This is a genomic window from Bacillus sp. XF8, assembly GCF_017498755.1.
GTDB lineage: Bacteria > Bacillota > Bacilli > Bacillales > Bacillaceae_G > Bacillus_A > Bacillus_A bingmayongensis.
In genome coordinates, this window is record NZ_JAGDQK010000002.1 from 126987 (window position 1) to 153705 (window position 26719).

The 26719-nt window shown below is 35.6% G+C and carries 26 protein-coding genes and 2 pseudogenes; 19 read left to right on the forward strand and 9 right to left on the reverse strand.

The window, feature by feature from the left end; all coding sequences use genetic code 11:
* Nucleotides 1-39: 39 nt before the first annotated feature.
* The 11 genes and pseudogenes from nrdF to J4P91_RS01130 all read left to right on the forward strand — a co-directional run.
* Nucleotides 40-1008 (forward strand): class 1b ribonucleoside-diphosphate reductase subunit beta, encoded by a 969-nt coding sequence (gene nrdF, locus J4P91_RS01080; RefSeq protein ID WP_207992630.1) that lies wholly within the window; start codon nucleotides 40-42, stop codon nucleotides 1006-1008.
* A gap of 393 nt (nucleotides 1009-1401) precedes the next feature.
* On the forward strand, nucleotides 1402-2751 hold the full coding sequence (locus tag J4P91_RS01085) for an APC family permease (protein ID WP_207992631.1): 1350 nt from the start codon (nucleotides 1402-1404) through the stop codon (nucleotides 2749-2751).
* 208 nt (nucleotides 2752-2959) lie between these two features.
* Complete coding sequence (locus J4P91_RS01090) at nucleotides 2960-4240, forward strand: Glu/Leu/Phe/Val family dehydrogenase (protein WP_207992632.1); 1281 nt, start codon at nucleotides 2960-2962, stop codon at nucleotides 4238-4240.
* An 18-nt stretch (nucleotides 4241-4258) separates the two neighbouring features.
* A complete protein-coding gene (locus tag J4P91_RS01095; protein ID WP_207992633.1) occupies nucleotides 4259-4549 on the forward strand; it encodes an SAV0927 family protein in 291 nt (96 codons plus the stop codon).
* A gap of 27 nt (nucleotides 4550-4576) precedes the next feature.
* Entirely contained in the window at nucleotides 4577-4825 is a 249-nt protein-coding gene (locus J4P91_RS01100; protein WP_207992634.1) for a biotin/lipoyl attachment domain-containing protein, read from the forward strand.
* Nucleotides 4826-4967: 142 nt separating this feature from the next.
* Nucleotides 4968-7097: a sigma 54-interacting transcriptional regulator gene (locus J4P91_RS01105; RefSeq protein ID WP_207992635.1), complete on the forward strand. Its 2130-nt coding sequence runs from the start codon at nucleotides 4968-4970 to the stop codon at nucleotides 7095-7097.
* A gap of 206 nt (nucleotides 7098-7303) precedes the next feature.
* Nucleotides 7304-8797 carry an aldehyde dehydrogenase family protein gene (locus J4P91_RS01110; protein ID WP_207992636.1) on the forward strand — a complete coding sequence of 498 codons (1494 nt, stop codon included), beginning with the start codon at nucleotides 7304-7306 and terminating at the stop codon, nucleotides 8795-8797.
* On the forward strand, nucleotides 8798-10180 hold the full coding sequence (locus tag J4P91_RS01115; RefSeq protein WP_207992637.1) for a putrescine aminotransferase: 1383 nt from the start codon (nucleotides 8798-8800) through the stop codon (nucleotides 10178-10180).
* 99 nt (nucleotides 10181-10279) lie between these two features.
* Entirely contained in the window at nucleotides 10280-11467 is a 1188-nt protein-coding gene (locus J4P91_RS01120) for a CaiB/BaiF CoA transferase family protein (protein WP_207992638.1), read from the forward strand.
* 13 nt (nucleotides 11468-11480) lie between these two features.
* Nucleotides 11481-12698 carry an acyl-CoA dehydrogenase family protein gene (locus J4P91_RS01125; protein ID WP_207992639.1) on the forward strand — a complete coding sequence of 406 codons (1218 nt, stop codon included), beginning with the start codon at nucleotides 11481-11483 and terminating at the stop codon, nucleotides 12696-12698.
* A gap of 33 nt (nucleotides 12699-12731) precedes the next feature.
* Nucleotides 12732-13034: pseudogene (locus J4P91_RS01130) on the forward strand (ABC transporter permease); the annotation flags it as partial.
* Nucleotides 13035-13214: 180 nt separating this feature from the next.
* Here J4P91_RS01130 and J4P91_RS01135 read toward each other — a convergent pair.
* Nucleotides 13215-14186 (reverse strand): annotated as a pseudogene (locus tag J4P91_RS01135) (alanine/glycine:cation symporter family protein); the annotation flags it as partial.
* Nucleotides 14187-14313: 127 nt separating this feature from the next.
* Between J4P91_RS01135 and J4P91_RS01140 the strand changes: the two are divergent.
* A complete protein-coding gene (locus J4P91_RS01140; protein ID WP_207992925.1) occupies nucleotides 14314-15330 on the forward strand; it encodes a CPBP family glutamic-type intramembrane protease in 1017 nt (338 codons plus the stop codon).
* A 48-nt stretch (nucleotides 15331-15378) separates the two neighbouring features.
* On the opposite strand, the gene J4P91_RS01145 is transcribed toward J4P91_RS01140, so the two are convergent.
* Both J4P91_RS01145 and J4P91_RS01150 read right to left on the reverse strand, forming a co-directional pair.
* The gene (locus J4P91_RS01145; protein ID WP_017152654.1) at nucleotides 15379-15561 is read right to left on the reverse strand and encodes a DUF3913 family protein; all 183 of its coding nucleotides are present in this window, start codon (nucleotides 15559-15561) and stop codon (nucleotides 15379-15381) included.
* A 95-nt stretch (nucleotides 15562-15656) separates the two neighbouring features.
* The gene (locus J4P91_RS01150; RefSeq protein WP_003196118.1) at nucleotides 15657-16115 is read right to left on the reverse strand and encodes an Lrp/AsnC family transcriptional regulator; all 459 of its coding nucleotides are present in this window, start codon (nucleotides 16113-16115) and stop codon (nucleotides 15657-15659) included.
* A 123-nt stretch (nucleotides 16116-16238) separates the two neighbouring features.
* On the opposite strand from J4P91_RS01150, the gene J4P91_RS01155 reads away from it, so the two are divergent.
* The 3 genes from J4P91_RS01155 to J4P91_RS01165 all read left to right on the forward strand — a co-directional run bounded on the left by J4P91_RS01155 (nucleotide 16239) and on the right by J4P91_RS01165 (nucleotide 17746).
* Nucleotides 16239-16655 (forward strand): carboxymuconolactone decarboxylase family protein, encoded by a 417-nt coding sequence (locus J4P91_RS01155; protein WP_243763660.1) that lies wholly within the window; start codon nucleotides 16239-16241, stop codon nucleotides 16653-16655.
* 10 nt (nucleotides 16656-16665) lie between these two features.
* On the forward strand, nucleotides 16666-17235 hold the full coding sequence (locus tag J4P91_RS01160; RefSeq protein WP_207992641.1) for a cysteine hydrolase family protein: 570 nt from the start codon (nucleotides 16666-16668) through the stop codon (nucleotides 17233-17235).
* A gap of 112 nt (nucleotides 17236-17347) precedes the next feature.
* Nucleotides 17348-17746, forward strand: coding sequence for an SseB family protein (locus J4P91_RS01165; protein WP_017152650.1), 399 nt, complete (start codon nucleotides 17348-17350; stop codon nucleotides 17744-17746).
* A gap of 161 nt (nucleotides 17747-17907) precedes the next feature.
* On the opposite strand, the gene J4P91_RS01170 is transcribed toward J4P91_RS01165, so the two are convergent.
* Complete coding sequence (locus J4P91_RS01170) at nucleotides 17908-18825, reverse strand: S66 peptidase family protein (protein ID WP_207992642.1); 918 nt, start codon at nucleotides 18823-18825, stop codon at nucleotides 17908-17910.
* Nucleotides 18826-18945: 120 nt separating this feature from the next.
* On the opposite strand from J4P91_RS01170, the gene J4P91_RS01175 reads away from it, so the two are divergent.
* Nucleotides 18946-20046 carry an NAD(P)H-dependent flavin oxidoreductase gene (locus J4P91_RS01175; protein WP_207992643.1) on the forward strand — a complete coding sequence of 367 codons (1101 nt, stop codon included), beginning with the start codon at nucleotides 18946-18948 and terminating at the stop codon, nucleotides 20044-20046.
* A gap of 18 nt (nucleotides 20047-20064) precedes the next feature.
* Here the strand turns inward: J4P91_RS01175 and dltD are convergent, their stop codons facing one another.
* The 5 genes from dltD to J4P91_RS01200 all read right to left on the reverse strand — a co-directional run bounded on the left by dltD (nucleotide 20065) and on the right by J4P91_RS01200 (nucleotide 24383).
* Complete coding sequence (gene dltD, locus J4P91_RS01180; RefSeq protein WP_207992644.1) at nucleotides 20065-21240, reverse strand: D-alanyl-lipoteichoic acid biosynthesis protein DltD; 1176 nt, start codon at nucleotides 21238-21240, stop codon at nucleotides 20065-20067.
* Entirely contained in the window at nucleotides 21237-21476 is a 240-nt protein-coding gene (gene dltC / locus J4P91_RS01185; protein WP_016113973.1) for a D-alanine--poly(phosphoribitol) ligase subunit DltC, read from the reverse strand. Before dltC ends, dltD begins: the two co-directional genes overlap by 4 nt.
* A gap of 70 nt (nucleotides 21477-21546) precedes the next feature.
* Nucleotides 21547-22713, reverse strand: coding sequence for a D-alanyl-lipoteichoic acid biosynthesis protein DltB (dltB, locus tag J4P91_RS01190; RefSeq protein WP_207992645.1), 1167 nt, complete (start codon nucleotides 22711-22713; stop codon nucleotides 21547-21549).
* Nucleotides 22710-24224, reverse strand: a complete 1515-nt coding sequence (gene dltA / locus J4P91_RS01195) for a D-alanine--poly(phosphoribitol) ligase subunit DltA (RefSeq protein WP_207992646.1) — start codon at nucleotides 24222-24224, stop codon at nucleotides 22710-22712. The genes dltB and dltA overlap by 4 nt, the downstream gene beginning before the upstream one ends.
* 12 nt (nucleotides 24225-24236) lie before the next feature.
* Nucleotides 24237-24383, reverse strand: a complete 147-nt coding sequence (locus tag J4P91_RS01200; protein ID WP_003206349.1) for a teichoic acid D-Ala incorporation-associated protein DltX — start codon at nucleotides 24381-24383, stop codon at nucleotides 24237-24239.
* 309 nt (nucleotides 24384-24692) lie between these two features.
* On the opposite strand from J4P91_RS01200, the gene J4P91_RS01205 reads away from it, so the two are divergent.
* The 3 genes from J4P91_RS01205 (at nucleotide 24693) to J4P91_RS01215 (ending at nucleotide 26711) form a co-directional block, all read left to right on the forward strand.
* On the forward strand, nucleotides 24693-25871 hold the full coding sequence (locus J4P91_RS01205; protein WP_374192004.1) for a M20 metallopeptidase family protein: 1179 nt from the start codon (nucleotides 24693-24695) through the stop codon (nucleotides 25869-25871).
* Between the two features lie 242 nt (nucleotides 25872-26113).
* On the forward strand, nucleotides 26114-26272 hold the full coding sequence (locus tag J4P91_RS01210; protein WP_207992647.1) for a hypothetical protein: 159 nt from the start codon (nucleotides 26114-26116) through the stop codon (nucleotides 26270-26272).
* Nucleotides 26265-26711 carry a flavodoxin gene (locus J4P91_RS01215; RefSeq protein ID WP_017152642.1) on the forward strand — a complete coding sequence of 149 codons (447 nt, stop codon included), beginning with the start codon at nucleotides 26265-26267 and terminating at the stop codon, nucleotides 26709-26711. Before J4P91_RS01210 ends, J4P91_RS01215 begins: the two co-directional genes overlap by 8 nt.
* Nucleotides 26712-26719: the final 8 nt, after the last annotated feature.

Sequence of the window (26719 nt, forward strand, 5' to 3'; positions counted from 1 at the left end):
CATGTTAGACGAGCTTATTGATAGAGAAGGGGCGATTCAATGCGCGCGGTAAACTGGAACAAAAAAGAAGACGATTTTAGTTTAATGTTTTGGAAGCAAAACATCGCTCAGTTTTGGACAGAAGAAGAGATCGCTGTATCTTCTGACAAAAATACTTGGGTGCAATTATCAAAAGAAGAGCAGATTGCATATAAGCGTGTGCTAGGAGGTTTAACGCTTCTAGATACAAAACAGGGCGGCGAAGGGATGCCACTTGTACTTGTTCATCTTGAGAATTTACAAGCGAAAAGTGTATTAGCTTTCATGGGTGCTATGGAAGAAGTACATGCGAAGAGTTACAGTCATATCTTCACGACACTTGCAACAGAAGAAGAAATTGATGAGATCTTTGAATGGGTAGATAGCCATCCATTGCTTGAGAAAAAAGCAGGTATTATTACAGGTTACTATCGCCGTTTATTAAAGCCACAAGTAACGAAAAAAGAATTATATATGGCTATGGTGGCAAGTGTGTTCTTAGAAAGTTACTTGTTCTATAGTGGTTTCTTCTATCCACTATATTTAGCAGGGCAAGGGAAATTGACGGCAAGTGGTGAAATTATTAACTTAATAATTCGCGACGAAAGCATTCACGGCGTATTCGTCGGTATTTTAGCACAACAAATCTTCGCGGAACTTTCTACAGAAGAGCAACAAGAAGTGCAAAAAGAAACACAAGAACTATTAATGGAACTGTATGAAATTGAAACTGCATATACAGAAGAAATTTATACATCCATTGGTCTTGTAGAAGATGTAAACCGCTTTGTTCGTTACAATGCGAATAAGGGACTTATGAACTTAGGATTAGAACCACACTTTGAAGAGGAAGAAATTAACCCAATCGTATTAAATGGTTTACGTACAGATACGAAAAACCATGATTTCTTCTCTGTAAAAGGGAATGGTTATGTAAAAGCAACAAATGTTGAAAAATTATCAGACGATGATTTTGTATTTAATTTTTAATAGATAAGATTGAAAAAGCTGCCTTTCATATAAGGCAGCTTTTTTTGTTATGAATAGTTTACATAATGTTATTATTTCATGATAGTCTTTTTATTTCCTGATTGATTAAAATTTCACATCATTTGTATTTAGCGGTATGTGAGATTGAATAACTTATGTCAAAATGAATAAAAAAATGAAGATTAATATGCATACTACTTCACCTATATATTCTTTTTCGTATGGATTTTTACTTAACAGAAATTTTGGCTCGAAAATTGCATGAATATTAAAAAAACAAATAAGGAGGTTTTGGAATGAGATATATAACATATACGGTTTGTTGAAAGCGTTTTCTGTTTAGTTATCAAACTTTACATGGAAATTAGATAGAGAAAGTAGGAGGAATGATAGGTGGGAAAAGTAGTTGGTTTGAAACGTTCATTAGGACTTTGGTCAATTGTTATGCTAGGCGTTGGGTATATGACACCAATGGTGGGATTTGATACATTTGGGATCGTTTCTGAAAAAACGGGTGGGCATGTTCCAGGGGCCTATCTTATTGCATTAGCAGGGATGTTGTTTACAGCTGCAAGCTACGGCAAAATGGTAAAAGTTTTTCCTACCGCGGGATCGGCTTATACGTATACACAGAAGACAATTAGTGCAAGGCTTGGATTTCTTGTTGGATGGTCAGCATTATTGGATTATTTGTTTCTACCGATGGTGAACGCACTATTAACGAGAATTTATATGTCAGCACTTTTTCCAAGTGTTCCAGACTGGGCATGGGTCATTGGCTTTGTTCTACTGATTACACTTATAAATATTATTAGCGTGAATGTTACTGCTAATTTCAACACGTTCTTAGTAACATTTCAAGTGCTAGTAATGGCTGTGTTTGTTTTTCTAGTTATAAAAGGCTTATTAGCGGGAGAGGGAACAGGAGAAGTTTTTTCCATTCAGCCGTTTTTCCAATCAGATATACAAATATCACCGTTAGTTGCAGGGGCCACAATTCTTTGTTTTTCATTTTTAGGTTTTGATGCGGTAACTACATTTTCAGAAGAAACACCAAACGCAAAGAAAACGATTCCTCGAGCAATTTTTCTTACTGCTTTAATTGGCGGAATTTTATTCATCGTTACGACGTACTTTACACAATCCTTTTTCCCAGATGCATCTGTATTCAAAGATCAAGAATCAGCAGCTCCAGAAATTGCGCTATACGTTGGCGGAAAATTATTTCAAACTTTCTTTTTGGTAGGAACATTTATGGGAACAATGGCGTCTGGCTTAGCTTCCCATACAAGTGTATCGCGATTATTATACGTAATGGGGCGAGATAATGTAATCCCGCAAAAGATATTTGGATACATTCATCCTCGTTTGCGAACTCCAGTATATAACATTATTTTTGTAGGAGTTATTGCACTCTCAGCCATGTTCATAGATTTAGAAACAGCAGCCTCCCTTATTAACTTCGGAGCGCTTATTGCATTTACATTTGTTAATTTATCAGTCATTTCTTACTATGTAATCAAGCAAAAACGATATAAAACAGTAAAAGACTTTTTTAATTTTTTAGTGATGCCTATCTTAGGGGCGGGGACAGTCGCTGTACTTTGGTTCAACCTCAATATTCACTCACTTATTCTTGGACTTAGCTGGGCTGCTATTGGAATCGGTTATCTTCTATATATTACAAAAATGTTCCGTTCAGCACCTCCGCAAATGCATTTTGAAGAAGTGCAGGAAATGTAAAATAACAAAAACATCGGGTTGTATCCGGTGTTTTTAATTTTGGAGATTTTAAAGTCATGCAAGGTTGCATAAATCATTCAACTGTTCATAAGGAAGGGAAGAAAAAATATAAGTGAGAAGGCTGAGACAATACGATTAACACGATATTTTCAATTGGCACGATTATTGCTTTATACAATTAGTAAAAATATAAAAATGAGGTGTTATCGTGGCAATTCAATCAGAAAAACATACAACTACAGTTGAACTTGAAAATCCTTTAGAGGAATTTCAGGCCATATTAAAAGAAGCACTCCAGGCTTTGCGTTATCCAGAGGAAGTATTCGATTTTCTGAAAAAGCCGATGCGTTTTTTAGAAGTAAGTATTCCTGTTCGAATGGATGATGGAAGAACAAAAGTATTTCAAGGGTATCGTGCCCAGCATAATGATGCAGCAGGACCAACAAAAGGTGGCATTCGGTTTCATCCAGATGTTACAGCAGAGGAAGTAAAGGCGCTTGCTGGTTGGATGAGCTTGAAATGTGGAGTAACGGGACTTCCATATGGAGGTGCGAAGGGCGGGATTATTTGTAATCCGCAGGAGATGAGTTTCAGAGAATTAGAGTTACTTAGCCGTGGTTATGTAAGAGCGGTAAGCCAAATTGTTGGACCTACTAAAGATATTCCAGCACCTGATATGTATACAAATGCGCAAATTATGGCTTGGATGCTGGATGAATATGATCATATTAGAGAATTTGACTCTCCAGGCTTTATTACCGGAAAACCATTAATGCTAGGAGGATCACAAGGACGGGAAACAGCTACGTCTAAAGGAGTGTTTTACACGCTTCAAATAGTTAGTGAGCTAAAACATATTCAGCTTCAAAATATGCAAGTAATCATTCAAGGGTTTGGAAACGTTGGAAGCTATTTAGCAAAATATTTATATGATATTGGTGTGAAAGTAGTAGGAGTATCTGATGCTTTAGGTGGTATTTATAATCCAGACGGTTTAGACGTTCCTTATTTACTAGAAAATCGAGATTCTTTTGGTGTCGTATCGAACCTTTTTAGTAAAACAATCTCTAACCAAGAGTTGTTAGAAAAGGAATGTGATGTACTCATTCCAGCAGCAATTGGAGGAGTGATTACGAAACATAATGCAGAAAGGCTTGGGTGTAAGATTGTCATTGAGGCTGCAAATGGTCCGACAACAAAAGAAGCAATAGCGATGTTAGAAGAGAAAGACATTTTAGTTGTCCCAGATATTTTAGCGAACTCTGGAGGGGTTATTGTTTCTTATTTTGAGTGGTGCCAAAATAACCAAGGATATTATTGGACAGAGCAATATGTTGACCAATGTTTAAAAGAGAAAATTACATCTAGCTTTTCTAATGTATTCAACACTTCAAAACGGTTTGGGGTAAATATGAAAATCGCTGCTTATATAGAAGGAGTTCGTAAAATTGTAGAGGCATCGCGTCTAAGAGGTTGGTTGCATTTTTAAGTTAAAAGGAGGAATCAAATGAAACTTGATATTCTATTAGAAGAAATTGAAAAACAACCAGTTGGTTATTACTGTATTGTGTCGAATCATCATCGATATGATCTAGCGGTTGCTTATTCACAGCAGTTTTTTGGAAAAGCAATGGTCACATCTATTCAAAATGGAAGAATGATTCTATTAAGTCAAGAAGATATTGAACAGGAACAATATTGGGCACCTAAGTTAGGGATTGAAGTAGAAGATGTAGAAGATTTTCAAAGTTTTTTTCACATGATTCTTCAGTCACAAATGTTGGCAGAACAATATTAATAGAATAAGAGAAGGGAATGATTCATTTTGTATTATGAGATAGTTACAAGTCCATGCTATGGAACGGTTGAAAAAGTGTCTATTGATAAGGACGCTCGAATTTATGAATGGGAACCGCTATTTGCTATTAAAGATATGAATGGAAAGATGGAAGTAATCAAAATGGGATGTAGCGGAGAAGTACAATCTTTAGAAGTAGAAGCAGGAGATAAAGTAATTCCAGGTATGGTATTAGCTTATATTCAGGAAGATATTTTAATTAGTGGTAGTGATTAATTATAGACAATTAGGAAGATGGAACCATTCATCTTCCTTTTTTTATTAAAGTAAGTAAAAAATGTATATTATCAGATTAATTAAAAAAATCTGTTTTTAATGTTACAATACAAGTTAAGTAGTTCAAAGGAGGATTAGCAGAATGTTTTCCATTGCTCATAAAAAAATTAGACCTATTGTTTCTGTACCTATCGATCAACCTGAAAAGGAATGGAATATAGATGTTAAAAATATAAAAGAATCTTTTCTGTTTTTAAAAAGAGAAGATCAATTATTTGCATACGTCCATGTGAAGGATCTGCTATCAAGAAGTGAGGGACTAACTACCCAAGCATTACTTTCAAATACTGTTTCACTAGATACAATATGTCATCTTAGCAAAAATATTTCCTTAACAGCTCTATTTCAAATTATCGGGGCACCTATTGCCATAGTGAAAAATGAAATAGGAGAATTAACAGGATACATAAGAAGAGAGGATGTTTTTGCAGAACTATTTAAGCAAGAAAATAAAAGTGTCGATATACTGAAAATCATTTTAACGTCTATTCCAATGGGGATTTTTGTAGTAGATCGTGAAAAGAAAATTGTAAATTGTAATGAATCTGGTTTGAAGATGATTAAATCTACTCCTGAAAAAGTACTGAATGTACCAGCAAAACAGATTTTTAATGGGGAGCATATTAACAATGTATTTGCAACGGGAAAAACGATTTTAAATCAATTGCAAATAACAAATGAGATGGGAGTATTAGTTGACTACAGTCCAATTCCAAGCTTCGATCAAAAAATTGAAGGAATGGTTATTATTGTGCAAGATTTACCGATGGTTGAGGATATGGCTATGGAAATTGAATATATAAAGGATTTAAATAAAGATTTACATGCAATTTTATCTAGCATTTATGATGAAATATTAGTAGTCAATCATAAAGGGGAATTAATCCGTTATAGTGAAACCGTTATCAATGATTTTTGGGGAGGCGATTTGAAGGATCTTTTAGGAAAAAATCTTTTAGACTTAGAGAAAAAAGGGTTATTTAGTCCATCCGTTACGCGATTAGTGTTGGAACAACAAAAAAAGGTATCGATTGTACAAGAGACAAAAAACGGTAGAAAGATATTAGCCGTTGGAAATCCTGTGTTTAATGAAAATGGAGAGCTTCATCGTATTATTATTGCCTCAAGAGATATTACAGAAGCAACGCGATTAAAGACGGAATTGCATGAGATAAAAAAGATATCTGAACAATATAAGAAAGAGTTAGACAGCTTTAAAAATAAAGATCGCTTTCTTAAGAAACTTATTTATTGTAGTCCGAAAATGGAGCAAATTATTAATCAAGCAAAAAAAATCGCTGACTTTTCTTCAAATGTTCTTATTTCTGGAGAATCAGGCGTTGGAAAGGAAGTCATCGCACAAGCGATTCATCAACTTGGAAGTCGTTCTGCGAAGCCATTTTTAAAATTAAATTGCGGTGCGATTCCAGAATCATTATTAGAAAGTGAATTATTTGGTTATACGAAGGGTGCTTTTACTGGCGCTGACAAAAATGGAAAAGAAGGATACTTTAAGAGAGCTGATCAAGGCATATTATTTTTAGATGAGATTGGAGAAATGCCTTTACATTTACAAGTGAAATTACTTAGGGTGTTACAAGAACAAGAAGTAATTCCGATTGGAAGTACGATACCTACAAAAATAAACGTTCAAATTATTGCTGCTACGAATAAAAGTCTTGAAAAAATGGTGGAGGCTGGTACATTCCGTGAAGATTTATTTTATCGCTTAAATGTAATTCCACTGCAAGTTCCGCCGCTTAGAGAACGAATGGAAGATGTTCCAGTACTCGCATTTCATTTCTTACAGCAGTTAAATGAAAAATATAATAGAAACTATCACTTAACCCCTGATGCACTTAACTTACTAGAGTTTTATTCATGGCCAGGAAATGTACGAGAGTTACAGAATATGATTGAACGTTTAGTAGTATCGGCAGATGATCCAGTTATTGAAGCTGAATTTGTTAGTAAATTCCTAACTCCTGGATATGATTTTAAAAAGTCAAAACCGGTTATTACAAGAGTGTTACCCTTACATGAAGCGTTACATTCTGTGGAAGAGCAATTAATCTTACTCGCAATGAAGCAGTATAAAACAACGACGAAGGCAGCGAAAGCCCTTGGAATTAGCCAATCTTCTGTTAGTCGTAAATATCAAAAAATCGTGAATGAAAAAGAAATGGCAATCGATACAATTCCATATTTTTAAAAGTAAAAGGAGTAGCTTACATAAGCTGCTCCTTTTTTTTGAATCCGTAATTATGCGAAATGTAATAACCTATGCAAAAATGCATAAGTTCATATGTTCTACTGGAGGGAATAGTCAGTTTTTGTAGGATTCCTTCGTATTTAAAATATTGGCACAATTATTGCTTATATAATATATGAACGATTGACAAAGGGGGATTATATACAGTGCTAGATTTAAAAATGTATCTAAACGGTGAATGGAGAGATTCTAGTAATCAAGAGAAAAGACCTATTATTAACCCTGCGAATGGCAAGGTTATCGCATATGCACCTGAAGGGACAATTGAGGATGTGAAATACGCGATAGAAGTGGCAAGAGCGACTTTTGATAGCGGAATTTGGTCAGAAACATCCGCTGCTGAAAGAGCATCTTATTTATTTAAAATAGCAGATGAGATTGATAAAAATATGGAAGAACTTACTCGCCTTGAAACGATGGATAACGGGAAAACGTATCGTGAGGCAGAAGGTGATGTTGGAGATGCGGCGGCCTGTTTCCGTTATTATGCAGGGCTTATTACAAAACCTGATGGACAAACATATCATGTAGCTGATCCAATGCAAGCTATGGTAGTTAGAGAGCCAGTTGGTGTTTGTGGATTAATTGTTCCTTGGAATTATCCGTTACTTATGAGTGTATGGAAAATTGCTCCTGCTTTAGCGGCTGGAAACACGATTGTATTTAAACCTTCTGAAGTTACACCAATCACTGCAACAAAGTTATTCGAAATCTTTGAAAAAGTAGAGTTACCAACAGGTGTTGCGAATATGGTGATGGGTGCAGGGCTAATAGTAGGAAATGAAATTGCGGCGAGCGATAAAGTAGATATGATTTCTTTTACAGGTGGAACGAAGACTGGAAAGCACATTATGAGAACAGCGGCAGATAATATGAAAAAAATTTCGCTAGAACTTGGAGGGAAATCACCAAATATTATTTTTGCAGATGCAGATTTTGAAACGGCTGTCGATTATGCCCTATTTGGTATTTATGCAGGTACTGGTCAAGTATGTTCAGCAGGGTCAAGAATTCTTGTTGAAGAAAGCGTTTACGATAAATTTGTTACTCGTTTCGTAGAACGGGCAAAACAAATTAATGTTGGCCCTGGTAATAACCCAGAATCAGAGATGGGGCCGCTTGTAAGTCAAGAGCATATGGAAAAAGTATTACGCTATATTGAGATTGGGAAAGATGAAGGAGCAGAAATTGCTTGCGGAGGAAAGCGTATACTAGCGGATGTGAAAGGTGATGGTTTCTTTATTGAACCAACGGTCTTTGTCAATGTAAAACCTGATATGCGTATTGTGCAGGAAGAAATTTTTGGTCCTGTTGTAGTTATCCAAAAATTTAAGAGTGAACAGGAAGCAATTGAACTAGCGAACGGTACAGATTACGGCTTAGCTGGAGGTGTGTTCACAGTTGATGGTGCAAAAGCGATGCGTGTAATCCGCAAGCTTCGCGCAGGAATTACGTGGATTAATAGTTATCATCCAACATACAACGAGGCGCCTTGGGGCGGATATAAACAAAGTGGTATCGGTCGTAGTTTAGGAACGTTTGGTTTAGAGGAATTCCAAGAAATTAAGCAGATTAATATAAATCTAGAAGTAGAACCAATTGGTTGGTTTGCAAATAAAAAAACTATAGGAGTGAAATAGATGGGAACGAATGTGAAAAGTAAATTTAACGAACAAGATGTGAAGAATACGAGTGTAAATGATTATATTACGAAAGTACTGCAACTAATCGAAAAAGAGAAAGTTTCTGAAGAAGAGGCGAACTGGATCCAAAAAGAAACAGTAGATGGATTTAGAGAACACGTAAATCCTGGTTTTCTTGCATATAGAAAAACGGTAACAAAAGATGGTCAATTTGCAGCAGTAGAATGGTCTGATGAAGGATCTTGCTTTATGGATATCAATGGTAAAAAATATATTGATTGTTTAGGTGGATTTGGGATTTATAATGTTGGGCATCGTAATCCGAAGGTAGTAAAAGCTGTAACGGATCAATTAAAGCGTCAAGCATTGCATAGTCAGGACTTATTAGATCCACTTCGTGCGATTCTTGCAAAAATTTTAGCGGATATTACACCTGGTGATTTGAAATATGCTTTCTTTACAAATAGTGGGACAGAAAGTGTGGAGGCAGCATTAAAACTAGCGAAAATGTACAGTGAACGAACAACTTTCATTTCAACAACGCGCGCCTTTCACGGAAAGAGCCTTGGCTCTCTATCTGGAACAGCAAAAGGAATGTTCCGTAAACCATTTTTACCATTAATTCCAGGTTTCCGTCACGTTCCATTTGGTGATATCGAGATGATGAGAAAAACATTTGAAACGTGTGCATTAGTAGGAGAAGATGTTGCGGCTGTTATTTTAGAACCGATTCAAGGAGAAGGTGGTATTATTTTACCTCCAGAAAATTACCTGAAACAAGTAAGAGAACTCTGTGATGAATTTGGATCACTACTTATTTTTGATGAAGTGCAAACTGGAATGGGACGCACAGGAAAAATGTTTGCTGCAGAATTATATGATGTGGTGCCAGATATTATTTGTCTTGCGAAGGCATTTGGTGGGGGCGTAATGCCAGCAGGTGCAATTGTTGCCAAAGAAAAAGTATTCAAAAGCTGGTTTGAAAATCCATTTATGCATACAACAACATTTGGCGGAAATCCACTTGCATGTGCTGCTGCAATTGCAACAATCCATGTATTATTGGAAGAGAAATTACCAGAACGAGCTGCGGAAGTTGGGGAGTACTTCTTAAACGGATTGAAGAAAGCAGCAGAAGGGCATGAAGACAAAGTCTTTGAAATTCGTGGCCAAGGTTTAATGATTGGTATTGAATTCCATAAAGATGAGATTGGATATGAAGTATCAAAAGCAATGTTTGATCAAGGAATCCTTGTAGCTGGAACTTTAATTAATTCGAAAACAATTCGTATTGAACCATCACTTACAATTAGTTATGAAGAGGTAGATACGGTAATCAATGCATTTAAATCAGTGTTAGCACAAGTAAAAGCACAATAATTTTTTTATACAATAACTTGTAAATACAAACCAGTAAAACCACCATGTCACCTTTCTTTCTCAATGGTTTTACTGGTTTTTACTATAGGAGGATAAGGAGTGGAAGGAGCATTACAAGGAATCAAAATTATTGATTTATCTAGGGTTCTTGCCGGTCCTTTTTGCACGATGATTCTCGGTGATTTAGGGGCCGAGGTAATAAAAGTTGAGAATGTAGGAAATGGTGATGATACAAGAGGGTGGGGGCCACCTTTTGCCGGAGGAGAAAGTGCATATTTTCTTTGTGCAAATCGTAATAAAGAATCTATTACATTAAATTTAAAATCAGAAATGGGAAAGGATGTTTTGAAAAAGCTTGTTTCTCATGCTGATATCGTTGTGCAAAATTTCAAGCCGGGAACACTAGAGAGAATGGGTCTTGGTTATGAAGTGTTACAAGAGGTGAAGGAAGATATTATTCTAGCTTCTATTAGTGGTTTTGGCCAAAAGGGTCCTGCTTCATATCTGCCAGGTTATGATTATATGATTCAAGCGATGAGTGGCCTTATGAGTATAACAGGAGGAAGGGATGAAGAGCCTGCCAAAGTAGGTGTTGCAATTTCAGATGTACTCACAGGTCTTTTTACGTGTATCGGGATTTTAGCCGCCCTGCAGCACCGAAATAGGACGGGAGAAGGGCAAGAAATTGATATTTCTTTATTTGATTCACAATTAGCGGCATTAGTAAATGTAGCGAGTAATTATTTGTGTACAGGAGAATTGCCAGAGAGACTTGGAAACCAGCATCCGAATATTGTTCCGTACCAAGTATTTAAGGCGGAAGATGGGGATCTTGTTGTTGCGGTTGGAAATGACGAACAGTTTTATAAGTTTTGTGTGTTGCTTGGTAGACAAGATTTATCCAGTTTAGAACGTTATAAAACAAATGCAGGTCGCCTTCAGTATAAAGATGAGCTCGTAAATATTATTGCAAATGAAATGAAGAAGAAAAAGAAAGAAGAGTGGAAACAACTTTTGGATGAAGCAGGGATTCCAAATGGACCAATTCTTAATGTGAAAGAAGCGTTAGAGACAGAGCAGGCAGTGGCGAGAGATATGACAATTCATATGGAACATCCGACAATTGAGAACCTTAAACTTGTAGGTTCACCATTAAATCTTACAAAGACACCAGTGCAGATGCAGAAACATCCACCCTTGCACGGTGAACATACAGAACAAATTTTAAGAAATCTGGGTTATTCTCAGGAAAGCATTATGGAAATGAAAAGAAATCAATGGATATAAGGAGGTATTACAAATGAATTTTTCTTTAACAGAAGAACAACAAAGTGTTAGAAAAGTAGTGAGATCCTTTGTAGATAATGAAATTATTCCGTACATTAAAGAATGGGATGAAAAAGGGCATTTTGAAGAAAAAATCTTGAAGCGTTTAGCAGAGCTGCAATTTATGGGCGTTTGTATTCCAGAGCAGTATGGTGGCGTAGGCATGGATTATAATACGCTGGCTATCATTTGCGAGGAATTAGAACGCGGTGATACAGCTTTTCGTACAGCTGTATCTGTACATACGGGATTAAATAGCATGACACTCCTTCAATGGGGAACGGAAGAACAAAAACAACAGTACCTTGTTCCACAAGCAAAAGGTGAAAAGATTGGGGCGTTTGGTTTAACGGAACCAAATGCAGGATCAGATGTCGTTGCTATGCAAACAACAGCGGTAAAACAAGGCGATTACTACGTATTAAATGGATCGAAAACATGGATTTCGTTATGTGATGTTGCAGATCATTTCTTAATATTTGCGAAAACAAATCCGGAATTAAAGCACCGAGGTATTTCTTGTTTTATTGTAGAACGAACATTTCTAGGAGTATCGACAAAAGCGATAAAAGGCAAGCTTGGTATCAGGGCTGGAAATACAGGTGAAGTATTTTTAGATGATGTAAAAGTACCAGTGGCAAACCTTCTTGGAGAAGAGGGGGAAGGATTCAAAATTGCGATGGCGTCACTGGATAATGGACGTTTTACAGTGGCGGCAGGAGCATGTGGACTTATTCAAGCAAGCTTAGAAGCGAGCGTAAAATATTGTGAAGAGCGTAAGACATTTGGAAAAGAAATCGGAAAACATCAGCTCGTACAACAAATGATTGCAAAAATGTCTGCGAATCTAGAAATATCAAGGCTATTAGTGTATAAAGCAGGATGGCTAAAAAATAAAGGGAAGCGTAATACACGTGAAACGTCTTTAGCAAAATGGATTGCTTGTGACGCTGCATTTGAAGCGGCAAATGATGCAGTACAGGTGCATGGTGCATATGGATATTCAAATGAATTTCCAGTAGAACGATACTTACGAAATGCAAAAGCTCCAGTTATTTACGAAGGAACACGTGAAATTCATACGATTATGCAAGCGGAATACGCACTTGGTTATCGTTCTGATAAGGAACTTCGTAATATGTTACCGAAGTGGCCTTTTGAAGAAAATGAGGCAGAAGTGATAACGAAATAGAAGAATAAAAGGCAGTGTAGCTCTCACTACACTGCCTTTTTCTTGGCAAATGTTTTTAGAAAATCAGTATTACCATTAATCATTACATTATTTTTATTCTTCTTGCAAGGAGCAATTAATATGGTGCTCATGATGTTTGCAAAGGGTGTTACGAAATTTGTTGTATTTTTCCATTTGAATTTAAGTATGTACGACAGTAATAAATTAATTAGCGGTGGCGCAGAACCAACATTTACAGAATTTACTTTCACAACATCATTATTACTTGTAATTGCATATTTCGTAGTATTGCTCGTTGCATCAAGTGCGTTATTCCAAAAACGAAATGTATTATAAAATTTTAATATGAACAAGAATAGATGAAAATCCTTTCTTTTTAGGCGGGAGGAAGCATCCGTCCATACATAGAAGACTTCATGGAACCAATGTGGTTTGTATTTCTAGTAACATTACTTGGTGGAGCTATATATGTATTTATGAAATAGAAAAAATCCCCGTAGCAAGCGGGGATTTTCCTTAACCAACGTTTTCTTCTGTTTTTTCACGATCCCAGCATGCTGTGTTTTCTAAACCAGGAATGCTGTCAGCGTAGAAGACAGGATCTTGTCCAGCTTCTTTTTGCTTCATATAGTCCCGAAGTGCAGCAAATGCGTATTTGCTTAAGAAAATAATTGTAACTAAGTTGAAGATTGCCATAACGCCCATAAATAGGTCTGCTAAATCCCAGACAACTTGAATTGTTGCCACAGAACCTAGAATACCATACCAATTATAGCGATACGATAAATCATAAGTGTTGTTTTACTTCCATTTAAGAACTCAATATTTGTTTCGCCATAGTAGTAATTTCCCATTAGAGAACTGAAAGCAAATAAGAAGATTGCCACTGCGACAAAGAGTGGAGCCCAAGGACCAATATGCGTTTTTAACGCTTCTTGTGTTAACTGAATCCCATTTAAATCGGTTCCAGCGTGGACGTCTGATAAAAGGATAATAAAAGCAGTACAGCTACATATTAATAATGTATCTGTAAAGACACCAAGTGTTTGAATGAAACCTTGTTTAACAGGGTGTGCTACGTTAGCAGTCGCTGCTCGTTGTGCACTACCCATACCAGCTTCATTGGAGAATAAACCACGTTTAACACCGAGTAAAACTGCTGCACCGAAGCTACCACCAGCAACTTCTTTTATACCAAATGCATGCGCTAAAATTTCTTTTATCATTTCTGGAATTAATGTAATATTTGTCATGACAACAAATAATGCAACTGCCACGTAAATGATCACCATAATTGGTACAATCATTTCTACGACGCGTGCAATTCGTTTTACACCGCCGAAGATAACGACAGATTAGTACAGCTAATGAAATCCCAACGATTTTTGAATCAATATGAAAAGCTCCGTCGAATGCAGAAGTTACGGTATTAGCTTGTGCAGCGTTAAAAACTAGTCCGAAACTAACTGTAATTAAAACTGAGAAAATTTCAAAAGTAGATTTCTTATTATATATTTTAATAGGCATATTAGTTGCAAGTGAACTGAGAAAAATAGGAAGAATTTTAATGATATTCATATTACAATGTAAATATATCATCTTGGAGGTGTTTTTTATTCAGTACGCATTTTCACGTATACGGCTTCGTAGTTTTTTTGCATGGATGATTTTAGGTATGTTAGTAACAGTGCTACCGTTAGCTTTTGTAGGAGCTTCAGACATTGTTATGGATGTAGTATTGCAAGTTTCGGTGTTTTTTGTATTTCCACTATTATGGCTATATATAAAAACACAAAAAAATAATATCATATTTACTAGTTTCTTTGATAAATCGTCACGATTAAATTGGAAGTTAATTATAGTTGCAACTGCAATGGGAATGATTTTTTCATTCGGTGTCTCTTTTATTCAATTTTACATATTAGCACATATTTTTCCTGATTTTCTAGTAGATATGTTGAATGATAATGGTGCAATTGATATGAGCAGTATTTACACACAGATATTCAGTTTCATTTCAGCGTGTATTTTTGCACCTATTATGGAAGAAGTTATTTTTCGAGGTTTCTTCTTACAGCGTATGGCTTTTAAGTGGGGAATAAAACGAGCTGTGATTGTGTCTTCGCTTATTTTTGGTTTAGGACATTTTGATATTGTTGGTGCTTTTATATTCGGCGTTGTGATGTGTCTTCTTTACATAAAAACGAGAAATATATGGATGAATATTGCTGTTCATGCATTGAATAATTGTATTGCAACTACGATCCAATTAACGAGTGGTGAAGGAACTGATGATACCATTTCGATTGCTGAATTACAAGGACAAAGTAATTTATGGATTGGACTTGTTATAATTTTGATAAGCTTACTATGGTTGGTACCTTTTATTCGGAAAAATTGGCGAACTGTAAAAGAAGTAGGAGTACCACCTCTTCGTTTTATTCATGAAGATAAGGCAATTTTATCAGTACCGCAAAATGAAACATATAGTCAAGTCGTGTTAACGGAGCGATTTATGGCTGTAGAACTGCCAGATGAAGCTGTGAATCAGCTTGGATTAGAAGAGAATGATTATGTAGCGGTTACGGTAGAGAATAATCAAATTATTATAAGGAAAACAGAACAACAATAACAAACGAAAAGCAGCAGCTCTCCGATATACTTGAGGAGAGCTGCTATTTTAATGGATAACAATTTCAACGTGGAAGTTGTTTCCGTTTTTAACATATTTAATATCTGTAACTGTCCGAACGGTTTTTAAAATTTCCACCTTTTCCCCAATTCGAGGGATGGTGGGAACATTATCCCAAATGCCAAGTAAATCATCTTCTTGCAAAGTTTTTTCGTAAAACCAAATTTTCAATGTAATGCCCCTTTCTTGAACTTTTGTATTTTAATACATAATAAAACATTTTTATTCTTTTTGTAAGGGGTTTTTCATTAAAATTTGAATAAAAATTAATTTTGTTCTTCTGGGAAAATATGTTCAATATCAGGAGTAAGGGATACTTCTGATAAGACGATATGAGAAACAGTTGTTGCATATGAAGAAACATCATTAATAAATTCTTCCAGTTCAACTAATGATGGAACAGAAATTTTCACAATATAACAAAGGCTTCCTGTTACGCGATAACAAAAGCTTGCGGATGGATACGATTGAATAAATTGCTGCATGCGCGTAGTATCACCATTTTTTAAGGTAATTTCTAAAATGCAGTCTAAAACAAGCCCAGCTTTTTTATAATCAATATCAATTGTATATTTTTGAATGACACCTTCATTTTCTAACTTACGAACACGTTCTGCAGTAGATGGTGCAGATAAGTTTACGCGTTTTGATAATTCCCGCATAGAGAGGCGGCTATCGTTATATAATTCATTTAAAATTTTACGATCTACACGATCTAATTGCATATGTAAATATACCTCCAGTAAAATAATGATTTTTGTAAAGAAAATATATAAATAAAGATTCATATGAAATATGAAAAGGATCTATTTTATTTTACAATAAAATAGAAAGGAATAGGGGGAGAAATGATGGAGAGAATTTCATTATCAGATATAGGAGAAACAAAGTTTCAAAAATTATTAGGTCATTGTCCAGATATATTACACTCTTGGAGTTCATTAGAGAATACATTATATGAAACAGGGACTCTGTCCAAGGAGTTAAAAGAACAAGTACGAAGAACACTTGCATTTGGAAATGAATGTCCGTACTGCATGGCAAAGGGAAAACCAGATGATATGCAAAAGATAGAAGAGATTAGTACTGCTGTAACTTTTGCACATGTATTTGTACATAATCGTTCAGCGATAGATGATAAGATGTTTGATGTGTTAAAACAGTATTGGAATGAGACGGAGATTATAGAGCTCTGTACATATATTTGCTTTATTACTGCTTCACAACAACTTGGATTTTTATTTCAATTACAGCCAGCAGAGTAGGAGGTCAATGATGTCGAATCAAACAGCACTTATTATTATTGATGTGCAAAAAGCATTTGATCTACCGTATTGGGGAGAACGAAATAACCCTTTTGCAGAAGAAAATATGAAACGTTTATTGGAAGAATGGAGAAAAAGAGGGTTACCTATTATTCACATTCAGCATGTGAATAAAGAAATCGTAGAATCGATGTTTCACCCAGATGCAGAAACAGTTAATTTCAAAGAGGAAGTGCAGCCATTACAAGGTGAGATTGTTATTCAAAAGTGTGTTAATAGTGCATTTATTAGAACAGATTTAGAAAAGCGATTAAAAGAGAAGAATTGTAACTCGGTTATTATTGTTGGATTAACGACGAATCACTGTGTAGAAACAACGACACGGATGGCTGGAAATCTAGGATTTTCAACGTATTTAGTAAGCGATGCAACAGCTACGTTTAATCGAAAGGGACCAGACGGTGTACAATACTGCGCAGAAGAAATTCATAATATGACCCTCGTAAATCTTCATGAGGAATTCGCTACCATTGCTACAACATCGGGAATATTAGAGAAGGTAAGGATGGGGCAGTTGTAACTAAAAATGATTGATACTATTTCAATAAAATATTTGAATAATTATGTAGAAAAAAATAAGAATATTTCGTATAATCTAAGTATAATCATTTTGAAAATAGGGGTGGCAGCATATGGAACAAATTCCAGTAAAGAAGATAGAAACAGTACTCGTTTTAGCAGAAGATGATAAACAAAAACAAAAGGAATTTTATGAATTGTTGCTAACAACTCATTTTTATGTTGCTGGATCTATAGAGGCGGATGATTCTGCATCAGAAGGAACACTGCGTTTGCGTTACTTCCAAGGAGAAGGTAGATGGATCGTACCGTTCTTTACACAATTAGAATTTGTGAAAGAAGTGTTGCCGGAAGAAACGCCCCTTATCACGATACGTGGAAAAGAATTATTTGAAAATCTAGATCAAGAAGCAACGGCGGTATTGAATGTTGGAACAGAGCTTAGCAAAACATTTATTCCAGAAGAAATTGCGGATATAGCATCTGGACGTATATTTAATTATTATCAGTAAAAAATTATTGTCAGCATTCCTTATAATCATCTCGGTATAAGGAAAGAAAATATAAAGGAAAAGCGATACATGCTTTTCCTTTTTTTGTGAATGAAAAGGTGTATAGAGTATTTTCTTCAATGATAATTAGTAGTATTCACCTATTGAGCTTTTACTGTGTGTTAATGTGGAACAAATTTTATACCTGGAGGGATAGAAAGAGTATTTCTTTCAGTGTCCATTGTAACAGTTATACCAAGTGGTATTCCGACATTTGGCTGCACGTGCCCAATAGGAAGACCGAATAATACAGGAATATTGTATGAAGCGAGATAGTCATACAATATGTTTTGTAATGATAGAGACTGCTTTGAGGCTATGCAATCATGGCAGCTTGTGAAGACAACTCCTGCACATTCATTCAATTTTCCTGCTAAACGTAATTGGTTGAACATGCGATCAATACGATACGGCTCTTCTCCAACATCTTCAAGTAATACAATTTTATTTGCTGTATAGATTTCATAGGGGGTACCTAGTGTACTTACTAAAACTGTTAAATTACCCCCAACTAATGGAGCAGAAACAATGCAGGTAGATGTAGTCGTGATACATTCTGCTCCGGGTAAAATAGTTGAATACGGATGGAATAGTTGATTGAAAGAAGATAAGGAGAGAGAATGGATCCCTTTTCCTAATTCTTCAATCATCGGCCCATGAAAAGTAACAAGTCCTGCATATTGTGAAAAAGCAATGTGCAAAGCGGTAATATCACTATATCCCCAAAAAATTTTTGGATTGTTTTGAATGAGTTTATATTGAATATGAGGAAGGAGACGACCGCTTCCATATCCACCTCTTGCGCAAAAAACGCCTTTGACTTCAGGGTTTGCAAATGCTTTATGTAAATCCTGAAGGCGGATTGTATCATTTCCAGCTAAATAGCCGTATTTCTCGTAAACGCTTTGGCCAATTATTACAGATAGGCCCATAGTTTCTAATACTTTTTTTCCTGTAAGAACGTGTTCTATTACTGGTGGTCCTGCAGGAGCAATAATCATTACCGTATCGCCTTGTTGTAAGGCATTTGGCTGAATCATTTCAATCTCCTCCTTCACTTTCAATATATTCGTTTATAAGAAGTTCAATCCTGTTAAAAGAAGGGGAAAGTTTATTGAATCAAGAAAATATAAGAGTGAATAAGAAGGGAGAAAAGAAAAATGTTTACAAGTAGGGTAACTGATGTATTACAAATAAAGTATCCAATTATTCAAGCAGGCATGGCAGGTGCGATTACGACACCAGAACTTGTTGCGGCTGTATGTAATAGTGGAGGATTAGGAACGCTTGGGGCTGGTTATATGAGTCCTGAGCAAATTCGAGATGCTATTCATAAAATACGTAAATTAACGGATCAACCATTTGGCGTAAATTTACTTCTTACGAAGGAAATAGAAGTTGAAGATGAAAAGGTACAAGAAGCGAAGGAGTTACTTGTATCCATAAAAGACGAGTTAGGTATAGAAGAAAATAAAGAACAAGCATTGCAACTTCCAAAAAGTTATAAAGAACAATTACAAGTATTAGTGGAAGAAAAAGTACCAGTTGTAAGCTTTGCATTTCATACGTTAGAACAAGAGGAGATTGCATTATTAAAGAAAGAGGGCATAAAGATAATTGGAACAGCGACAAATGTGGCAGAAGCGAAGGTGCTTGCTGAATTAGAGATAGATGTAATTGTAGGGCAAGGTAGCGAAGCTGGAGGCCACCGCGGAACTTTTATTGGCAAAGAACAAGATTCTATGATCGGTACTTTTGCTTTAATTCCTCAATTAGTAGTCGCAGTACCACATATCCCAATTGTAGCAGCAGGAGGCATTATGAATGGACAAGGTGTTGTTGCTGCTTATGTATTGGGTGCAGAAGGCGTTCAAATGGGGACGGCATTTTTAACAAGTGAAGAAAGCATTACACATGAGGTACATAAAACAGCAGTACTGCAGAGTACAGATACGAGTACAACTATAACGAGATCATTTTCTGGAAAATATGCAAGGGGGATTCGAAATACATTTATAGAACAACATAAAGAAAAAGAAGAACGACTCCCAATGTATCCAGTTCAAAATGTATTAACTTCTAAAATACGTCAAGAAGCTGCAAAACAAAATAAAGAGGAATATATGTCACTTTGGGCTGGGCAAGCTTCTTCGTTAGCGAGAAAAGAGTCAGTTCAGCAAATTGTTGAACGGGTGATGGCAGAAGTAAAGGTAAGCGTAGAAAAATTACAAAGTATATATACGAAAAGACCACTTGAATAATTCAAGCGGTCTTTCTTATTAGTTTGCTTTATAAAATTGCTGGATGGCTTCGTCGATGTATACCCAGCCTTTCCATCCTAAGTGCATATGATCTTTTAAGAAGTATTTATCATACTCATGGTTTGAGAAGTCAGCAATTGGATAGCCAGCTTGCTTAATTTGCTCATTAACTTTCTTATAGTATAATTCGCGTCGTTCTTTTGGGAATCCAGCATAATCATACCAAGGACCTTTTACAGGAATAGAAATGAAGAGTGGTTTTGCACCAGATTGCTTTAATAAATCAAGCGCAATTTGTAAATCTTCATATTCTGGTGATTGATCATAAGCATCATTTTTTAAGTAACCTTTGCGTTGCTTCAATTTCTTTTTAATTTTGTTATTGAAGTAACTATCTTCGATACCATATTGATTTGTTCTAGATTCTAATTCACCAGTTTGATCTGCGTGTTTACGCGCCTCATCCCAGTTCATTTTTTTCAATGCTGGATCAAGTTGTTCTTTATGCGGTTTAATATTGAACATTGCTGTAAATATGTCTTTGCGATCTAAAATATTACGGTAAAGATAAGCGAAAGGTTTCGCAGCAAGTGCTTTTATTTTATGTTTCGTATCATCATAGACGATACCTTCTAAAGATGTTTTTAATAATGTTTCTTTTTTTACAATTTCAAAGTTTAATAAGCGCTTTGCAATTTGTTTTTTCATTTCAGGCTTTAGATCATTATTGAAAAGGAAATGATAGCCTTGTTGTTTAGAAAAGTTAGGTGCAAAGTGTGTTTCATCAATTCCTTGTGGTACAAACCATTGTGGTGAAAGAATAAAGACCATTTTTTTATCTTTTAATTGATCCATTGTAGATGCAAAGTTTAGCACATGGATAAGGTCTTGTGTTCCACCACGTCCAAGAAGAAATGGTGTGAATCCTTCTGGTTTTACTTTAAAGTAATTGGATGGATGAAAAGCATCCATTCTGGCAAATTCCGATGAACCATACATCGGAAGGTATTTCGGATCTTCTAACATTTTTTGCTGTAAAACCATACTTTGTATCTTTTCTTGTTTTAAAGAAGTTGCTGCCTGTTCTACTTTCTTATCACTTACAAGTGGAAGTAGAAAGCGTGTTGGAATAAGTAGGAATACAGCAAAAAGGGCCAATGCTAAGAGCATCGGTCCAAAGGTTGCTTTTTTCATCGGATATCTTCCAACTTTTTAATGATCATGTTTGGTGTTGCCCACTCATCGCGATCAAAATCAGAAATAGATACTTCGATATCTAGACGTTCTTGGAATTCTACTAATAAAGATACTGTGCCGAAAGAATCAAGGATACCTTCTTCAAATAATTGTACATCTGGGTTTTCTTTTACAATATCGTTTTCACAAACTTCTTCTAAAATATCTAATACTTGATCTTTAAATTCTGCCATTTTTAAAATCTCCTTTATATCCGAAATGTATTATGTGTAACTTCCTAGCTGTAAGAAAAGAAGTTATTCATTAGAAATATCTGTTAAGGTGACCAGAGAAGATTAGGAAACCGAAACATACGAAATGGAACGTAATCACAATTGCAAGGACATGCATGAATTTATTATTTGGCCAAAACTTATGCTTCTTGTTTTTTCGCTCGAAAATATCAAACAAAATAAACAAAGCAGCATGATAGAGACCGTAAATAATGTATTGATATACATGTTCACCTAAAATGTGCCAAATTCCCATAATGAAAAAGTTTAAAAATGCCCCGATATATGAAATCGTATAGCGATTTTTTATTAATTTTTTCTTTGTTGCGAAAAAGACAAAGCGCATATAAATAAAGTCACGGAACCAGAATGATAAGCTCATGTGCCAACGGTTCCAAAAGTCTTTAATATTACGGCTGATAAATGGTTTATTAAAGTTTTCTGGTGTTTTAATACCCATCATATAACTGACACCAATTACAAATGCGCTATAACCAGCGAAATCGAAGAATAAGTATAAACTGTAACTATACATATAGATTGCATTAGAGAAAATGGAATCTTGATTTGCAAATGCCGCATCAACAAAATGCTTCTGTAACAAATATGCAATTATAAATTTATACAGGAAGCCTTGAAAAATACGGTTAATCCCTGTGTATAGTAATTTTTGATATTCTTCAGCGCTTGGTGGTTTTTGAATATCTTTTTGGAATCTACGATAGCGATCGATAGGTCCAGTCGAGATAGCAGGGAAGAATAAAACGAACTCCCAAAAATTAAAGAATGTGAAATCCTTAATTAAATTATCACGAACTTCAAATACCATTTGTACTGCCCTAAATGTTACGTAGGACATACCAAGAAAAACAACAAATTTTAATTCAGGTACAAACGGTGCGATTTTTGCTAAGAATAGTGGCAAAATCGACAAAATAACAGCCATGTAAAACATAAACGTATTATTATTTTGTTTTCTTAATAATAAATAGCCTTTAATAAGGACGTATTGCCAAATAATAAATGCTGCTAACATCATTGCTTGCTTTGGTTTATCAGAGAAGATAATTGCAAGCATGACTAGCGTTAGAAAAGCATTATATTTGCGCAGCATTTTACCTTTTAATCCAGCTATAATAGTAGGTATTAATAAAATGCCCACTATGGCGAAAAAATAAAATGATCCATATGCGGTCATGCTGTAACCTCACTCAATAATTTTTTGCGATCTACCTTTCCATTTGGTGTCATTGGAATAGAAGATTGATACATGAATTTTCTTGGAATCATGTAATTTGGTAATCGCTCATTGAGTTCTTTTTTGATTGCAGATGTTAATTTGAATTCTTTTTCAAATGAATGCTCTCCTGGAACAACAATCGCTAATAAGTAATCGTATCTCTCACCTTTTTTAATCGGAATTACGACAGCTCCTTCCACATAAGAGCAACCACGAAGGTGATGTTCGATTTCTTCTAATTCCATTCGATAACCATGTAATTTAATTTGGAAATCAAGACGACCATTATAGAAAAGGAGACCGTTTTCTACATAGCCAGCATCTCCTGTTTTGTAGGCACGTTCGCCATCAATAACTGTGAATGCTTTTTCTGTTAATTCAGGGCTTCCTAAATATCCAACACTTACGCTTGGACCAACGATTACGATTTCACCTTTCTCACCATCTGGTGCAATCGTACCATCTTCTTTCATAATAAGAATACGGCAATCAGATTTACAGTAACCAACTGGAAGTGATTGGTACGTATCAACGACTTCTTGTGTAACATGAATGCCGGTTACAGCTACAGTTGCTTCTGTTGGACCGTACGTATTCATAATTGTTGCTTCTGGGAAACGTTCAATTAGTTTTCTTGCTACGTCATTTGATAATACTTCACCGCAGAATAAGAATGTTTTCATATTTGGTAGCATACTTTCAGAGAAAGATGGCTCCATTAAACACATTTCTGCAAAAGATGGTGTGGATGTCCATACTTGTACATCTGATTGTTCTAAAGAAGCAAATAAATCTTTTGGACGTGCAATCATATCTTTGTCAATTGCCCAAAGCGTACCACCTGTTACTAACGATGGATAAACATCCATCACAGATAAATCGAATGAAAAGGGTGCTTGGTTTAAAAATACTTGTCCTGTTTGTAAGTTGAAATCTTGGGTAGCCCATTTTGTAAAACTTACAAGACAATTGTAAGTGATTTGTACACCTTTCGGATTACCTGTGCTCCCTGACGTGTAAATAATGTAGAAGTTTTCATCATCTTTTACTGCAAGCTCAGGGTTTGGAGTTTGCCCTTTATGAGTAAAGAGAATGTCTTTTAAGTTGTTTTCAGATATGATGCGAACTGGTAAATCAGTTACTGCTACTTCTACTGGTGATAGAAGTAATTTCGCACCAGAACTTTCAGCAATCCGTTGTACACGATCAGCTGGAATAGATAAATCTACTGGAATGTAAGCATGTCCAGCTTTGACACACCCTAAAAAGCTAACGATCATTTCTGGCTGCATATGGCCGTAAACCATAATTGGTGAGTGATCATCTGCATACTCAGAAGAAATCCAATGAGCTAGTGCATCAGAGTCTTCCTTTAATTGTTTGTACGTAATTTTCGCATCTCGCCAAACGAAAGCGGTTTGATCAGGTGTTTCAGCCGCCCATTTTTCGATTTGTTCTAATAACTTCATAACGTTCCCACCCTAAAATTCATTGTAAATAAATGTGCTTGTGTTTGTATCATGGAATCCATACAACCAAAGCAATGCAAACAATATTGCAAGGTAATAAAAAGTTTTTGCAAACCATTGTGTGAGTGGTCGAGACCATATCTCTTTTAATCTTTCCATCTCTTTCCCTCTCTTATGAAATAATAACTATATGTAGGTATCATGTCCTACATTATTGTGAAAAAAACAAAATTCCACATTTTAGGTAAAAATAAGACAAAAGGCTCTTTTTTGATAGTAGCACTAAATACTAAAAAAGAAAATCCCTAACTTAGCAATTATATTACATTCTATATGAATTTGTAATGGATTTGTTTTTTTAATGAGCAGGGAATGTATAAAGCGTTTTTGAAAATGAAAATCTTACAAGGAAATTGAATCATCACAGTGAAATAAGCAATGTGAAGAATGAAAGGGAGGTTGTCAGGAATGGATCATTTGAAAAAGGGATGGCAGGCATATGTATCAGAGGAGAATATTATAAAGTGGCGGAGGCATTTTCACCAATTTCCTGAACTATCATTCCAAGAAGAAAAAACTTCACAGTTTATATATGATACATTGTGTTCATTTGCAGCTTTCGAGGTGACAAGACCGACCACGTATAGTGTGATGGCAAAGAAAAAAGGAAAGAAAGATGGCAAAGTAGTAGCAATTCGTGCAGATATGGATGCCCTGCCAATTCAAGAAGAGACGTCTAAACCATATGCATCAGTTACTCCGGGAGTTATGCATGCATGTGGGCATGATGCACATACCGCTATTTTATTAGGTACAGCAGAAGCCATAGCGAACATGAATGAGGATTGGGATGGGGAAATTCGCCTTTTATTTCAACATGCTGAAGAAGTGTATCCTGGCGGTGGGCAGGAAATGGTAAAAGCCGGTGTAATGGACGGTGTAGATTATATTATCGGCTTGCATGCTATGTCTGGATTAGAAACGGGAAAGATTGGGATTGTATATGGACCGATGATGGCTGCCCCCGATGTATTTACAATAGAAGTAAAAGGGAGAGGAGGACATGCTGCTAGGCCAGAGGAAACGATTGATCCAATAACAGTTGGAGCACAAATTATTGCCAATTTACAACATATTGTATCTAGAAATACAGGTGCTTTTATGCAAAGAGTTGTTTCTGTAACACAATTTCATGGAGGAACAGCGGATAATATTATTCCTGATACAGCACATTTGATGGGAACAGTTCGTTCTTTTGATCAAACCTTGAGAAAAGAAGCAGAAGAGATGATTGAACAAATTGCTAAAGGAATTACAGAAGCACATGGCGCAACATATACGTATACATATCGTTATGGATATGACCCGGTCATCAATGATACGTTTATTACAAAAATAGTAGAAGAAAGTGCGGTAGAGTTGTTTGGAAAAGATAGAATTGTAAAGCTTGCTCCTTCAATGGGAGGGGAAGATTTCTCGGCATATTTAAGAAAAGCGCCAGGCTGTTTTATTAAACTAGGAACTGGAAATGAGAAAATCAAGACTTGTTATCCGCATCATCATCCAAAATTTGATGTGGATGAATCAGCTTTAATTAATGGGACAGAGTTATTTTTACAAGCAACAATGAATTTACTAAAAGTTTAAAAATAAAAAAAGCAACTGCGATTAACGCAGTTGCTTCTATGTCTTTCCGTTAGAGAGGGTTGAGAAAGAACTATGCTCATTTATAGTATATGAATAGCTGGCAGACAAGCTTGTACCATTTCATTATTTTTTTAAAAATAGTTATTGACTTTGATAATCGTTTTCAATTAATCTAGTTATATAGTTGAAATTGATAATTATTATCAGTGAGATAAACAGATAAAAGAATGGATGAGGGAGAGATGAGAAAAGCATTTCGCCTTGGACAAAGGGAATTTAAAAATAAAGATAAATATATAGAATGGCAACGAAATGTAATTCGTGCTGAATATGTAGATGAGAAAAAAACAAATAAAATAGAAAAAGATATACATAATCAAGGGAGAGAGTCAGTTGAGTAAATTTGTAATGATTTTTGCAAGTATGAGTGGAAATACAGAGGAGATGGCTGATCATATAGCTGGAGCGATTCGTGAAACAGGAAATGAGATTGAAGTGATTGACATTATGACTACGCCAGAGGCTTCTGTACTAGAAGACTATGATGGGATTATTTTAGGAGCGTATACGTGGGGAGATGGTGAACTTCCTGATGATTTCTTAGATTTTTATGATGAAATGGAAGAAATTCATTTAACAGGTAAAAAAGCAGCGGTATTTGGATCTTGTGATTCTGCTTATCCGAAATACGGTGCAGCTGTTGATATTTTAGAAGAAAAATTACGAGAGCGCGGTGCTGAAGTTGTAATGGAAGGGCTAAAAGTAGAATTAACGCCGGAAGATGAAGATGTAGAGAAATGTCTTCAATTTGGTGCTGAATTTGTAAAACACCTTTCTTAATGGCGAGA